The following is a 14,334-nucleotide window of genomic DNA, read 5'->3' as shown; positions in this document are numbered from 1 at the left end:
AAATTTCTCCGTAATTCCTTTCTTTTTTGCTCTTTATTCACATTCTTTTTTGCTACTTTTGCGGGCAAATTAATGAAACCATTATTTTATATAAACGCATGGCAAATGTAATTAAGTTACGCAAAGGCCTTGACATCAACCTGAAAGGCAAAGCTGCCGAAGAGTTTATGTCTGTAAAAGAGCCGGGATTCTACTCGTTGGTTCCCGATGACTTTACAGGTATCACTCCGAAAGTGGTGGTGAAAGAACAGGAGTATGTAATGGCCGGGGGACCCTTGTTTATCGACAAGAATCATCCTGAATTGAAATTTGTTTCGCCCGTAAGCGGCGTAGTGACAAGCGTGGAACGCGGTGCACGTCGTAAGGTGCTGAACATCGTGGTAGAAGCTGCCGCTGAGCAGGATTACGAGGAGTTCGGCAAGATGGATCCGTCCAAGATGAGCGCGCAGGAAGTAAAGGAAGCATTGTTGCAAGCCGGTATGTTCGCTTTTATCCGCCAACGTCCGTACGATGTAATTGCTGATCCGACGGTAACTCCGAAAGCTATTTTCATTTCAGCTTTCGACAGCAATCCGTTGGCTCCCGATTTCGAATTCGCTTTGAAAGGCGAAGAGACAAACTTCCAGACAGGACTTGACGCTTTGGCCCGAATGGCGAAGACCTATCTGAACATCAGTGTAAAACAAAAGGCAGCCGCACTCGTGCAGGCAAAGAACGTTACTGTCACTGCATTTGACGGACCTAATCCGGCAGGTAACGTAGGGGTGCAAATCAATCACATCTCTCCCGTAGTAAAAGGTGAGACAGTATGGACTATCGGCGCGGAAGCCGTACTCTTTATCGGGCGTTTGATGAACACCGGTCGCGTAGACCTCACTCGCACCGTAGCCGTGACAGGCAGCGAAGTGCTGAAACCCGCTTACTGCAAACTACAGGTAGGTGCATTGCTGACCAACGTCTTTAAGGGTAACGTAACCACCGATAAAGACCTGCGCTACATCAGCGGTAATGTACTGACGGGTAAGAAGGTTTCTCCCAACGGTTTCCTCGGTGCTTTTGACAGTCAGCTGACCGTAATCCCCGAAGGAGATGAAATTCACGAAATGTTGGGTTGGATTATGCCGCGTTTCAATCAGTTCAGTGTCAACCGCTCTTATTTCAGCTGGTTGATGGGCAAGAAAGAATATGTAATCGATGCCCGTATCAAGGGTGGCGAACGTCATATGATTATGTCCAACGAATACGACCGTGTGTTCCCCATGGACATCTTCCCCGAATATCTGTTGAAAGCTATCATTGCAGGAGATATCGACCGCATGGAAGCTTTGGGTATCTACGAAGTAGCTCCCGAAGACTTCGCGCTTTGCGAATTTGTATGCTCTTCCAAAGTCGAAGTTCAACGTATTGTTCGCGCCGGACTTGATATGCTTCGTGCCGAAATGGCGTAAAAATTAGGGATTAAAAATTAAGAATAAAAAAATGATAGTTGAAACATTGCGATATAAACTGTGGAGTGTATACAGCTCAGCCTATTTCTCAATTTTCAATTCTCAATTATCAATTTAATAAATGAAAGCGTTAAGAAATTATCTCGACAAGATAAAGCCGAACTTTGAAGAGGGCGGCAAATTCCACGCATTTCGTTCGGTGTTCGACGGCTTCGAGACATTCTTGTTCGTGCCCAACACCACTGCGAAATCGGGAACGCATATTCACGACTCCATTGACAGCAAACGCATCATGTCGATGGTGGTTATTGCGTTGATACCGGCACTGCTGTTCGGTATGTATAACGTAGGTTACCAGCATTTCCACGCTACCGGTGCTACCGGAAGCTTTATCGAAATGTTTGCTTACGGTTTCCTGGCAGTATTGCCTAAAATCATAGTATCTTATGTAGTGGGTCTGGGTATTGAGTTCGTTGTGGCTCAATGGAAGAAGGAAGAAATTCAGGAAGGTTTCTTGGTTTCGGGTATCTTGATTCCGATGATTGTGCCGGTAGACTGTCCGTTGTGGATTCTGGCGGTAGCCACTGCATTTTCTGTAATTTTCGCCAAAGAAGTATTCGGCGGTACGGGTATGAACGTGTTCAACGTAGCTTTGATTACACGTGCTTTTCTGTTCTTCGCCTATCCTACAAAAATGTCCGGTGATGCCGTTTGGGTATCGGGCGACAGCATTTTCGGTTTGGGACAGACGGTGGACGGACTCACCGTTGCCACTCCGCTGGGAGCCGCAGCTACTGCGGGGGCTTATCCGGAATTCTCGTGGGATATGGTGACCGGTCTTATTCCGGGTTCTATCGGTGAGACTAGTGTTATTGCCATTGCCCTCGGTGCTATCCTGCTGTTGTGGACAGGTATCGCAAGCTGGAAAACTATGTTCTCCGTATTTGTGGGTGGTGCATTCATGGGATGGGTATTCAATACTATCGGCCCGGACACTGCAATGGCTCATATGCCGTGGTACGAACACCTCGTATTGGGCGGTTTCTGTTTCGGTGCTGTATTTATGGCTACCGACCCTGTAACTTCTGCCCGTACGGAAACAGGTAAGTACATCTTTGGATTCCTTATCGGTGCAATGGCTATCATTATCCGTGTGCTGAATCCCGGTTATCCCGAAGGCATGATGCTTGCCATCCTGCTGATGAATATCTTTGCTCCGCTGATTGACTATTGTGTGGTACAGAGTAACATCAGTCGTCGCGAGAAACGTGCAACCGCTAAGTCTAACAATTAAAATACCGGAAAAAGAAATGAATACCAATAGTAATAGTTATACTATCATTTATGCTTCGGTAATGGTTGTTATCGTTGCATTTCTGCTGGCATTCGTAAGCTCTTCTCTGCGTGCTACCCAGAACAAGAACGTAGAGCTGGACACGAAGAAGCAAATTCTTGCCGCCCTTAATATCAAAGATGTGAAGGACGCTGATGCAGAATATAATAAGTACATTAAGGGCGATATGTTGATGACCGAGGACGGTACGCTGACCGAGAACACCGACGCATTTGCCACTGCTTACGAAAAGGAAGCTAAGGAAAACCACCGTTTGCACGTATTCGTTGCCGAGGTGGATGGAGAGACTAAATATGTATTCCCTGTTTACGGCGCAGGTCTTTGGGGGGCTATCTGGGGCTATGTTGCCCTGAACAGCGACAAGGATACCGTTTACGGCGTCTATTTCTCTCATGCCAGCGAGACTCCGGGTTTGGGTGCCGAAATTGCAACCGCCCAATTCCAGGGAGAGTTCTCCGGCAAGAAAACACTGGAGAATGGTGAAATCGCCCTCGGCGTTGTGAAGAACGGAAAAGTAGAGAAGCCTGACTATCAGGTAGACGGTATTTCAGGCGGTACTATCACCTCTGTGGGTGTGGATGCCATGCTGAAAACTTGTCTGAACAGCTACAAGAACTTTTTAACTAATAATAATGAGGAGAAATAAGAATATGGGATCATTGTTTTCAAAAAAGAATAAAGAAGTATTCTCTACTCCGCTTGGATTGAACAACCCCGTCACCGTACAGGTGCTGGGTATCTGTTCTGCCTTGGCCGTTACCGCCAAGTTGGAACCGGCTATCGTAATGGGACTTTCCGTAACGGTGATTACGGCATTCTCCAATGTAGTGATTTCATTGTTGCGCAAGACTATCCCCAACCGTATCCGTATCATAGTTCAGTTGGTAGTGGTTGCAGCGTTGGTAACTATTGTAAGTGAGATTCTGAAGGCCTTTGCTTACGACGTAAGCGTGCAGCTTTCCGTATACGTAGGTTTGATTATCACAAACTGTATCCTCATGGGCCGCTTGGAAGCATTTGCCATGCAGAACGGTCCGTGGGAATCCTTCCTCGACGGTGTGGGCAATGGTTTGGGATATGCCAAAATTCTGGTTATCGTGGCTTTCTTCCGCGAGTTGCTGGGTTCGGGTACGTTGCTCGGTTTCAACATCCTTAATTACGAGCCTTTGCAGAAGATAGGTTATGTGAACAACGGTTTGATGCTGATGCCGCCTATGGCGCTGATTCTCTGTGCCTGCATCATCTGGTATCAACGTGCACGTCATAAAGAATTGCAGGAAAAGTAATATAAATGAAGAATGAAGAATGATGAATGAAGAATGGGTCGGTGCTGTGCGCTGTATGGAGATTCTTGATTCTTAACTCTTAGTTCTTAATTAAAAGAATTATGGAACATTTATTAAGTTTATTCGTCCGCTCCATCTTTGTGGACAATATGATATTTGCATTCTTCCTCGGTATGTGTTCTTATCTGGCCGTATCAAAGAATGTAAAGACAGCCGTAGGACTGGGTATCGCCGTAACTTTCGTGTTGGTGGTGACACTTCCGGTCAACTATTTGTTGCAAACGAAAGTGCTGGGTCCCAATGCCATTATTGAGGGCGTCGACCTCAGCTTTCTGAGTTTTATTCTTTTTATTGCCGTGATTGCCGCTATCGTTCAGTTGGTAGAGATGATTGTGGAACGTTTCAGCCCTTCGCTCTACGCTTCACTGGGTATCTTCTTGCCGTTGATTGCCGTGAACTGCGCCATCATGGGTGCATCACTTTTCATGCAGCAACGTATCAACGTAGGCGAGAGCGATCCGAAGTTCATCGGTGACGTTTGGGATTCTATCTCTTATGCACTGGGTTCGGGTATCGGCTGGTTGCTGGCTATCGTAGGTTTGGCTGCTATCCGCGAGAAGATGGCTTACTCTGATGTACCTGCCCCGCTGAAAGGCTTGGGCATCACCTTCATCACTGTAGGTCTGATGGCAATGGCATTCATGTGTTTCTCTGGTTTGAACATCTAAAAGAAAGGAATAAGACAATGGATATGAATATGATATTAGCAAGCATTGGAGTGTTCCTCGTGGTTGTTCTTCTGCTTGTGATTATTCTGTTGGTAGCCAAGCAATTCTTGGTTCCCTCAGGTAATGTGAAATTGACAATCAACGGCGACAAGGAATTGGAAGTCGCTTCCGGTTCGACGCTGCTGAATACACTGTCTGTAAACGGTGTGTTCCTCTCCTCCGCCTGTGGTGGTAAGGGTTCATGCGGACAGTGCAAATGTCAGGTTGTAGAAGGCGGCGGTGAGATTCTGCCTTCCGAAATACCTCACTTTAGCCGTAAGCAAATCCAAGACCATTGGCGTTTGGGTTGTCAAGTGAAGGTGAAAAGTGACATGGGAATTAAAATCGACGAATCTGTACTCGGTGTAAAAGAGTGGGAGTGCGAGGTTATTTCCAACAAGAACGTGGCTACGTTCATCAAGGAGTTTATCGTTGCGTTGCCTAAGGGTGAGCACATGGACTTCGTACCGGGTTCTTATGCACAGATTAAGATTCCTAAATACTCCATGGATTATGACAAGGACATCGACAAATCTCTTATCGGTGAAGAATATCTGCCTGCATGGGAGAAATTCGGTCTGTTGGGCTTGAAGTGCCGCAATGATGAAGAGACCATTCGTGCTTACTCCATGGCTAACTATCCTGCAGAGGGTGACCGCATCATGTTGACGGTACGTATTGCTACTCCACCGTTCAAACCGAAAGACCAAGGTCCGGGCTTCATGGATGTAATGCCGGGTATCGCATCATCTTACATCTTCACCTTGAAACCGGGTGACAAAGTTATCATGAGCGGTCCTTACGGAGACTTCCACCCGATTTTCGACTCCAAGAAAGAAATGATGTGGATTGGTGGTGGTGCCGGTATGGCTCCGTTGCGTGCACAGATTATGCACCTCACGAAGACGCTGCACACTACAGACCGCGTGATGAACTACTTCTACGGTGCACGTGCGCTGAACGAGGTGTTCTACTTGGAAGACTTCCTGCAGATAGAAAAGGATTTCCCCAACTTCAAGTTCCACCTTGCGCTGGACCGTCCGGATCCGGCAGCCGATGCAGCGGGCGTGAAGTATACTCCGGGTTTCGTTCACAACGTAATCTACGAGACTTACTTGAAAGACCACGAAGCTCCCGAAGACATCGAATACTATATGTGCGGTCCCGGCCCGATGTCCAAAGCCGTTGAGAAGATGCTCGACGATCTCGGCGTTCCGGCTCAGAACTTGATGTTCGATAACTTCGGCGGATAAGATGATGCGTTGTTAAGACACATAATAGTAAAATAGTGAAGAAACTCCGGTAGGGCTTTGGCTCTTGCCGGAGTTTTTTTATAACCATGTAGCGGGGCGCTTCGGATGATATGACTATTTGATGTACATCAAATCGAATTATCAAGCGTATCAAATAATATTATCAAGCCTATCAAACGGATTTCTTTTCTTATCTTTGCTCCATTAAATAAAAGGATGCTATGGAACAATCTGATATACTACGTAATTTACAAATAGAACAGCTCACTCCGATGCAGGAGGCTGCGCAGAATGCTTACCGGTTGGATAAAGACCTCGTTCTGTTGTCGCCCACAGGTTCGGGCAAGACACTGGCATTCTTGCTGCCGTTGGTGCAATCGCTTAAGGCAGACGTACAAGGCGTGCAGGCAGTAGTGCTTGTTCCTTCGCGTGAGCTTGCTTTGCAGATAGAAACTGTATTCAAGTCGATGAGTGTGCCTTTCAAGGCAATGAGTTGTTATGGCGGACGCCCTGCAATGGAGGAGCACCGCACGATGAAAGGTATTAATCCGGCTGTTATTATCGGTACTCCCGGTCGTATGAACGACCATTTGCGGAAGCAGAACTTTGATGCCCGTTCCGTCACTACGCTGGTGATAGATGAGTTTGACAAATGTCTTGAGTTCGGTTTCCACGATGAAATGGCGGAAGTTATCGGGCAGCTACCTGTTCTGAAGAAGCGTGTACTGCTTTCGGCTACGGATGCCGAGGAGATTCCGCTGTTTGCAGGAGTGGGAGGGGAAGTGTCCGACGGCGTTGCATCGTCGTCACGGGTCATTAAGCTGAACTTCCTTTCGGAAGAAACCGTTTCTGAACGCCTGAACTTACAGAAGGTGATTTCTCCCGACAAAGATAAACTGGAAACGTTGTATCGCCTGCTTTGTACGCTTGGCGACCATTCTACATTGGTGTTCGTGAACTATCGCGAAAGTGTGGAGCGCGTGGCCACCTACTTGAGGTCAAAGAAGTTTCCTTGTGACGCATTTCATGGAGGTATGGAACAGGACGACCGTGAACGGGCGCTTTACAAGTTCCGTAACGGCAGTTGCCCCGTCTTGGTATCTACCGACCTTGCCGCACGCGGGCTGGATATTCCGGGCATCGATAATGTGGTGCACTACCATATGCCTGTCAACGAAGAAGCCTTTACACATCGCAACGGACGTACGGCACGCTGGGAAGCACGCGGTTCATCTTTCCTTCTTCTCCACACGGAAGAACGCCTTCCGGACTATCTTCCGGAGGAAATTCCCGTATTCGAATTGCCGGAGCAAACTCCGAAGCCTGCCAAACCTCGCTGGACTACCTTATATATAGGTAAAGGCAAGAAGGATAAGTTGAACAAGGTGGATATCGTTGGATTCTTATATAAGAAAGGTGGACTGGTGCGCGAAGATGTGGGGCAGGTGGACGTAAAAGAACATTATGCTTTTGTGGCGGTTCGTCGCAGCAAAGTGAAGCAACTGCTTACGCTGCTGCGCGGTGAAAAGATAAAAGGCATGAAAACGCTGATAGAAGAAGCCCGGTAGCCTCATGTTATTAAGCATATAGGGCAATGTTATTAAGCATAAGGAGATGATTTGTTTCTGATAATTATGCACTTTCTTTTCAGTTTTCATTCTTAGTAGAAAGTTATTTCCGCTTCTATCTTTCAGTTTACCTTTTAACACCTTTTTTGGTAAGTATACATAACAGATTGGTGTATATTTCTTGTATATACCAATAAAAAGTAAGGTAAATACGCAATAAAGAAGGATTTTTATAAGGAAAGATTTGCAATACAGAAATAATTCCGTAATTTCGCCATGTCGTAAGACACAAAATGAACGAAATTGTATAACCAAAACAAACTTCAAATGAAAAAGCATAATTTCAATGCAGGACCTTCCATTCTTCCGCGTGAGGTGATAGAGGATACAGCGAAGGCTATTTTAGATTTCAATGGATCCGGTCTCTCTCTTATGGAGATTAGCCACCGTGCTAAGGACTTTCAGCCCGTAGTGGACGAAGCCGTAGCACTGTTCAAAGAACTACTTAACATTCCCGAAGGTTATTCGGTATTGTTCTTGGGCGGTGGTGCAAGTATGGAGTTCTGCATGGTTCCTTTCAATTTCCTCGAAAAGAAAGCTGCTTACCTCAACACCGGCGTGTGGGCTAAGAAGGCAATGAAAGAAGCCAAAGGTTTTGGCGAGGTTGTAGAAGTTGCCTCTTCTGCTGAAGCCACTTATACTTATATTCCGAAAGACTACACAGTACCTGCCGATGCGGATTATTTCCATATCACAACAAACAATACCATCTATGGTACGGAACTGAAAGAAGACTTGGATGTAAATGTACCTATGATTGCCGATATGTCATCTGATATTTTCTCTCGTCCTATCGACGTGTCTAAATACATCTGTATCTATGGCGGTGCACAGAAGAATCTGGCTCCTGCGGGCGTAACTTTCGTTATCGTGAAGAATGATGCGGTAGGTAAGGTGTCACGCTACATCCCGACCATGCTGAATTATCAGACCCACATTGACGGCGGCTCTATGTTCAATACTCCTCCGGTTGTTCCCATCTACACTGCATTGCAGACTTTGCGCTGGATTAAGGCTCAGGGCGGTGTGAAAGAAATGGAACGTCGCGCCATCGAAAAGGCAGATATGCTGTATGCCGAGATAGACCGCAACAAGATGTTTGTGGGTACTGCTGCCAAAGAAGACCGCTCTCGTATGAACATCTGTTTTGTAATGGCTCCCGAATACAAAGAATTTGAAGCCGACTTCCTGAAATTCGCAACCGAAAGAGGTATGGTAGGCATCAAGGGACACCGTTCTGTAGGTGGTTTCCGTGCATCTTGCTACAACGCTATGCCGAAAGAAAGCGTACAAGCCTTGATAGATTGTATGCAGGAATTTGAGAAACTTCATTAACAATATTATTTATTCACCACAGAGGGCGCAGGGTCCCACAGAGATTAAAATGAAAAGGAAAACTCTGTGAAACTCTGTGTGATTCTGTGGTGAATCTTTTTTAATACCATTAAATCATGAAAGTATTAGTTGCAACAGACAAACCGTTTGCAAAAGTTGCAGTAGACGGTATTCGCAAAGAAATTGAAGCAGCAGGTTATGAACTTGTTTTGCTGGAAAAATATGGTGATAAAGCAAAATTGCTGGAAGCTGTGAAGGATGCCAATGCTATTATTATCCGTAGCGACATTATTGATGCCGAGGTTTTAGATGCCGCCAAAGAATTGAAAATCGTGGTACGTGCCGGTGCCGGTTATGACAATGTGGACTTGGCAGCCGCCACTGCCCACAATGTATGTGTGATGAACACTCCGGGCCAAAACTCTAATGCCGTAGCCGAGTTGGCTTTCGGACTTATGGTAATGGCTGTCCGCAATATGTACAACGGTACTTCCGGTACGGAACTGATGGGTAAGAAGCTGGGTATTCATGCTTACGGTAATGTAGGCCGTAATGTGGCACGTATCGCCAAAGGTGTCGGCATGGACATTTACGCATTCGATGCTTTCTGTCCGAAAGAAGTTATTGAGAAAGACGGTGTAAAGGCTGTCGCTTCAGCCGAGGAGCTTTACTCTACTTGTGATGTCGTTTCCCTGCATATTCCAGCAACGGCAGAAACCAAAAACTCTATCAACTATGCTTTGGTGAACCAAATGCCGAAAGGCGGTTTGTTGGTAAATACTGCCCGTAAGGAGGTTATCAACGAAGCCGAACTGATTCAGCTCATGGAAGAACGTGCCGACTTGAAATATATGACTGACATTATGCCTGCGGCCAATGAGACTTTTGCCGCCAAGTTTGCCGGCCGTTATTTCTCTACACCGAAAAAGATGGGTGCACAGACTGCCGAAGCCAATATTAATGCAGGTATTGCCGCTGCCAAGCAGATTGTTGGTTTCCTGAAAGACGGTTGCGAGAAGTTCCGCGTTAATAAGTAAAATAGATTCTTTAATAATCTAATAACCATGGCTGTAATAAAACCTTTCAAGGGCGTTCGCCCTCCCCAAGACTTGGTGGAACAAGTTGCATCCCGTCCTTACGATGTATTGAATTCTGCCGAAGCTCGTGAAGAAGCGGAAGGAAACGAAAAATCCTTGTATCATATCATTAAGCCGGAAATAGATTTTCCTGTCGGTACGGACGAGCATGATGAGCGTGTTTATCGGAAAGCTGCCGAGAACTTCCAAATGTTCCAAGACAAAGGCTGGCTGGTGCAGGACGAGAAGGAAAACTATTACGTATATGCCCAAACCATGAACGGCAAGACGCAATATGGTTTGGTGGTGGGTGCATACGTACCCGATTATATGAATGGTGTCATTAAGAAGCATGAGCTTACCCGTCGCGACAAGGAAGAAGACCGCATGAAACATGTGCGTGTGAACAATGCGAATATTGAGCCTGTATTCTTTGCCTATCCCGATAATGCTACATTGGATACTGTCATAGCTCGTTATACGGTTCAGAAGCCCGTTTACGACTTTATCGCTCCGGGTGACGGTTTCGGGCATACATTCTGGATTATCGACAAACAGGAAGATATTGATGTTATAACCAAAGAGTTTGCCAAGATGCCTGCGCTCTACATTGCAGACGGACACCACCGTAGCGCAGCAGCTGCTTTGGTTGGTGCGGAGAAGGCTAAGCAAAATCCTAATCATCGCGGAAACGAGGAATACAATTACTTTATGGCTGTTTGTTTCCCTGCCAATCAATTGACTATCATCGACTATAATCGTGTAGTGAAGGATTTGAACGGCATGACTCCCGGACAGTTCCTGACTGCCGTAGGCAAGAACTTCACGGTAGAAGAGAAAGGAACGGAAATCTACAAACCGGTGGGATTACATAATTTTTCTCTTTATTTGGATGGTAAGTGGTACAGCCTTACTGCCAAGCCGGGTACTTACAACGATAATGATCCTATCGGTGTGTTGGATGTTACTATTTCGTCTAATTTGATACTGGATGAAATTCTTGGCATTAAAGACCTCCGTTCCGACAAACGCATTGACTTTGTTGGCGGTATCCGTGGTTTGGGTGAATTGAAAAAACGAGTGGATAGCGGAGAGATGAAAGTAGCTTTGGCACTTTATCCTGTATCTATGAAACAATTGATGGACATAGCCGACACCGGTAATATCATGCCGCCCAAGACTACTTGGTTTGAACCGAAGTTACGTTCGGGACTGGTAATTCATAAACTGGACTAATCAAATATAATCTTGCAGAATGAATAGGAAACGGAGCATTGTATTATACAGTGCTCCGTTATTTTATATTGTCGTTTTCTTTCTTGTTATATAGAAAATGCTGACCTTTGCCGGAAAGGTCAGATTACGTGCGTAACGGCTTTTCAATGTAAGTCATGAAAACAGGATCGATATGAGCAAAAAAGAAGAATACAAGCTGAAGAACGAACAGTTTCTGCAAACTCTGCGTACTGAAGAAGGCGTAAAAGAATTAGGTGCCGGTGTGCTTTACCGTGTTTTGGAGAGCGGACAGGGTAATAACGCCACTCCTCGTTTAAATAGTATTGTGTCGGTGCATTATAAGGGAATGCTCATTAACGGCAGAGAGTTTGACAATTCATGGAAACGTAACTGTCCGGAAGCTTTTCGGCTGAACGAAGTAATTGACGGTTGGCAGATAGCTTTGCAGCAGATGCATGTAGGCGACCACTGGATGGTCTACATTCCTTATGCCGTGGGATACGGTACACGTACCAGCGGGCCTATTTCGGCTTTTTCCACGCTGGTATTTGAAGTGAAACTATTGGGTATTGCCTAAAGAAGATAGTAGTGGGGATGTTACGAAACGGAGATCTTACACAAGGCGGCATAACGGGTACACTGTTGCGTTTCACCTTGCCTATGATGGCGGGTTCGCTGCTGCAACAATGCTATAATATAGCCGATACGCTGATTGTAGGGCAGTGCATCGGTGCGGATGCGTTAGCGGCAGTAGGTTCGGCATATACGCTGATGGTTTTCCTTATTTCCGTTCTTCTCGGTTTGTCTATCGGTAGCGGTACGGTGTTTTCGTTGCACTACGGTGCGGGAAACAGTTTCGCTTTGCGTCGCAGTATTTTTGTTTCATTCGTGCTGATAGGAGCGGTTACATTTTTGCTGAATGTGGCTGTATTTGTATGGTTAGATCCAATTCTCCGTTTGCTGCAAGTGCCGCAGGACATCTATGGCATGATGTACAGCTATTTGTGGGTAATTTTTTGCGGCATCGCCTTTACATTTATCTATAATTTCTATGCGGCATTGCTGCGTGCGGTAGGAGATTCTGTAACTCCTCTTTGGTTTTTGGCTGTCTCTGTTGTAGTAAATATTGCTCTCGATTTGTTTTTTATCCTGCAATTGGATTGGGGCATCGAGGGAGCTGCGATAGCCACAGTGATAGCACAGGGAGTTGCCGCGGTAGGTATAATGCTCTATACCTGCAAGAAACGCCCGGAATTGCGGCTGCATTGCGAAGATATGCACTTTGACCGTTGCAGTCTGAAAGAGATAGTTTCTTTTTCCACACTGACCTGCGTACAGCAATCGGTTATGAATTTCGGTATTCTGATGATACAGGGATTGGTCAACAGCTTTGGTACAGCCGTCATGGCGGCTTTTGCTGCTGCTGTAAAAATAGACTCCTTTGCATATATGCCCGTGCAGGAGTTCGGAAATGCTTTTTCCACCTTCATCGCGCAGAATTTTGGGGCGAAGCGTTACGAACGTATTCGCCGGGGTGTTCGCAGCGCGTTTTTTACTACGGTTATCTTTTCGCTGATAGTTTCCGTACTCGTTTTTGTCTTTGCAGAACCGTTGATGCTGATTTTCGTCCGTTCGGACGAGACGGAAATCCTTGCCACCGGAGTGGAATATTTGCGTATAGAGGGTGCGTTCTATTATGGCATCGGTATTCTCTTCTTACTCTACGGTTATTATCGTGCCATCCGCAAGCCGGGGATGTCGGTTGTGCTTACGGTAATTTCGTTAGGTACTCGTGTGATACTTTCCTATGCGCTTGCCGCCATTCCCTCCATTGGGGTAACAGGCATCTGGTGGTCTATCCCTATCGGTTGGCTGTTGGCGGATGCGGTAGGAGTACTGTATTATAAAATGAAGAATGAAAAATGAAGAATTTTGCTGCGCTGCACAAGTATGCCGCAAGGAAATTCTTCATTCTTCATTTTTCATTCTTCACTTAAAAGCGGTATCTTTGCGCCCGATTTTTAGAAAGAGATATTGCTATGACTAATGAACGTTTGAAAGGATTTACTTACGGAGCTATTGCCGCAGCCAGTTACGGAATGAATCCGTTGTTTGCATTACCCTTGTATGGGGCTGGGATGGATGTGGATTCTGTCTTGTTCTACCGTTATTTTTTTGCTATTGTGATGCTGGGCATTCTGATGAAAGTAAAGAAACAGTCCTTCGCTCTGAAAAAGACGGATATACTTCCGTTGGCGGTAATGGGATTACTGTTCTCTTTTTCTTCGTTTTTCCTGTTCGAGAGTTATAATTATATGGATGCGGGCATCGCGTCTACTATTTTATTTGTCTATCCGGTGATGGTGGCTATCATTATGGCGGTGTTCTTTCATGAGAAAGTCTCTTTTATTACAATGTTTTCCATTGCGCTGGCATTTACGGGCATCTCTTTGCTGTACGAGGGAGGAGACGGCAAGACATTGAATATGTTGGGGGTACTGTTTGTTATCCTGTCTTCACTGACGTATGCCATATATATAGTAGGGGTAAACCGTTCTTCCTTGAAGGACCTGCCTACGGCGAAGCTGACTTTTTATGCTTTGCTGTTCGGTATCATCATTTATGTGGTACGTTTGGATTTCTGTATGACCTTGCAGCCTGTTCCTTCTCCGGTGCTGTGGTTGAATGTCCTTTCATTGGCTTTGTTCCCCACTATCATTTCATTGATTATGATGACGCTTTCCATTCATAGCATAGGTTCTACGCCGGCTGCCATTTTGGGAGCGTTGGAACCTGTAACGGCCTTGTTTTTCGGGGTGGTGGTGTTCGGTGAGCAACTCACGCCGCGCATTATGCTTGGTGTACTGATGATATTAACTGCCGTGACATTGATAATTGCGGCAAAACCATTATTGGAACTGGCGAAGAGACACACCCGGCGCTAACGGGCG

Annotated in this window: 13 protein-coding genes; all 13 read left to right on the top strand. The window is 45.8% G+C overall.

What is annotated here, in order from left to right:
• Nucleotides 1-98 precede the first annotated feature (98 nt).
• The 13 genes from DW121_RS12765 to DW121_RS12705 all read left to right on the top strand — a co-directional run bounded on the left by DW121_RS12765 (nucleotide 99) and on the right by DW121_RS12705 (nucleotide 14,328).
• Entirely contained in the window at nucleotides 99-1,448 is a 1,350-nt protein-coding gene (locus DW121_RS12765) for a Na(+)-translocating NADH-quinone reductase subunit A (RefSeq protein WP_118323986.1), read from the top strand.
• Between the two features lie 121 nt (nucleotides 1,449-1,569).
• Complete coding sequence (locus DW121_RS12760) at nucleotides 1,570-2,742, top strand: NADH:ubiquinone reductase (Na(+)-transporting) subunit B (protein WP_117711948.1); 1,173 nt, start codon at nucleotides 1,570-1,572, stop codon at nucleotides 2,740-2,742.
• A gap of 16 nt (nucleotides 2,743-2,758) precedes the next feature.
• The gene (locus DW121_RS12755; RefSeq protein ID WP_117711946.1) at nucleotides 2,759-3,448 is read left to right on the top strand and encodes a Na(+)-translocating NADH-quinone reductase subunit C; all 690 of its coding nucleotides are present in this window, start codon (nucleotides 2,759-2,761) and stop codon (nucleotides 3,446-3,448) included.
• A gap of 4 nt (nucleotides 3,449-3,452) precedes the next feature.
• A complete protein-coding gene (locus tag DW121_RS12750) occupies nucleotides 3,453-4,088 on the top strand; it encodes an NADH:ubiquinone reductase (Na(+)-transporting) subunit D (protein WP_117711945.1) in 636 nt (211 codons plus the stop codon).
• A gap of 101 nt (nucleotides 4,089-4,189) precedes the next feature.
• Complete coding sequence (gene nqrE / locus DW121_RS12745; protein WP_117711943.1) at nucleotides 4,190-4,816, top strand: NADH:ubiquinone reductase (Na(+)-transporting) subunit E; 627 nt, start codon at nucleotides 4,190-4,192, stop codon at nucleotides 4,814-4,816.
• Nucleotides 4,817-4,833: 17 nt separating this feature from the next.
• A complete protein-coding gene (gene nqrF, locus DW121_RS12740; protein WP_117711942.1) occupies nucleotides 4,834-6,108 on the top strand; it encodes an NADH:ubiquinone reductase (Na(+)-transporting) subunit F in 1,275 nt (424 codons plus the stop codon).
• A 221-nt stretch (nucleotides 6,109-6,329) separates the two neighbouring features.
• Complete coding sequence (locus tag DW121_RS12735) at nucleotides 6,330-7,676, top strand: DEAD/DEAH box helicase (protein ID WP_118323985.1); 1,347 nt, start codon at nucleotides 6,330-6,332, stop codon at nucleotides 7,674-7,676.
• Between the two features lie 327 nt (nucleotides 7,677-8,003).
• Entirely contained in the window at nucleotides 8,004-9,071 is a 1,068-nt protein-coding gene (gene serC / locus DW121_RS12730) for a 3-phosphoserine/phosphohydroxythreonine transaminase (RefSeq protein WP_118323984.1), read from the top strand.
• A 116-nt stretch (nucleotides 9,072-9,187) separates the two neighbouring features.
• Nucleotides 9,188-10,108, top strand: a complete 921-nt coding sequence (locus DW121_RS12725; protein WP_117711935.1) for an NAD(P)-dependent oxidoreductase — start codon at nucleotides 9,188-9,190, stop codon at nucleotides 10,106-10,108.
• A 27-nt stretch (nucleotides 10,109-10,135) separates the two neighbouring features.
• Nucleotides 10,136-11,383, top strand: a complete 1,248-nt coding sequence (locus tag DW121_RS12720) for a DUF1015 domain-containing protein (protein WP_118323983.1) — start codon at nucleotides 10,136-10,138, stop codon at nucleotides 11,381-11,383.
• Nucleotides 11,384-11,555: 172 nt separating this feature from the next.
• Complete coding sequence (locus DW121_RS12715) at nucleotides 11,556-11,960, top strand: FKBP-type peptidyl-prolyl cis-trans isomerase (RefSeq protein WP_118323982.1); 405 nt, start codon at nucleotides 11,556-11,558, stop codon at nucleotides 11,958-11,960.
• Nucleotides 11,961-11,977: 17 nt separating this feature from the next.
• Nucleotides 11,978-13,309 (top strand): MATE family efflux transporter, encoded by a 1,332-nt coding sequence (locus tag DW121_RS12710; protein WP_118323981.1) that lies wholly within the window; start codon nucleotides 11,978-11,980, stop codon nucleotides 13,307-13,309.
• A gap of 113 nt (nucleotides 13,310-13,422) precedes the next feature.
• Nucleotides 13,423-14,328 carry a DMT family transporter gene (locus tag DW121_RS12705; protein WP_117711928.1) on the top strand — a complete coding sequence of 302 codons (906 nt, stop codon included), beginning with the start codon at nucleotides 13,423-13,425 and terminating at the stop codon, nucleotides 14,326-14,328.
• The last annotated feature ends 6 nt before the right edge of the window (nucleotides 14,329-14,334 follow it).

Source organism: Bacteroides sp. AM10-21B (genome assembly GCF_003472565.1).
Taxonomy (GTDB): Bacteria; Bacteroidota; Bacteroidia; order Bacteroidales; family Bacteroidaceae; genus Bacteroides; species Bacteroides propionicigenes.
Note: the sequence above shows the minus strand (reverse complement) of the source record. Positions and strands in the feature narration are given on the sequence as shown.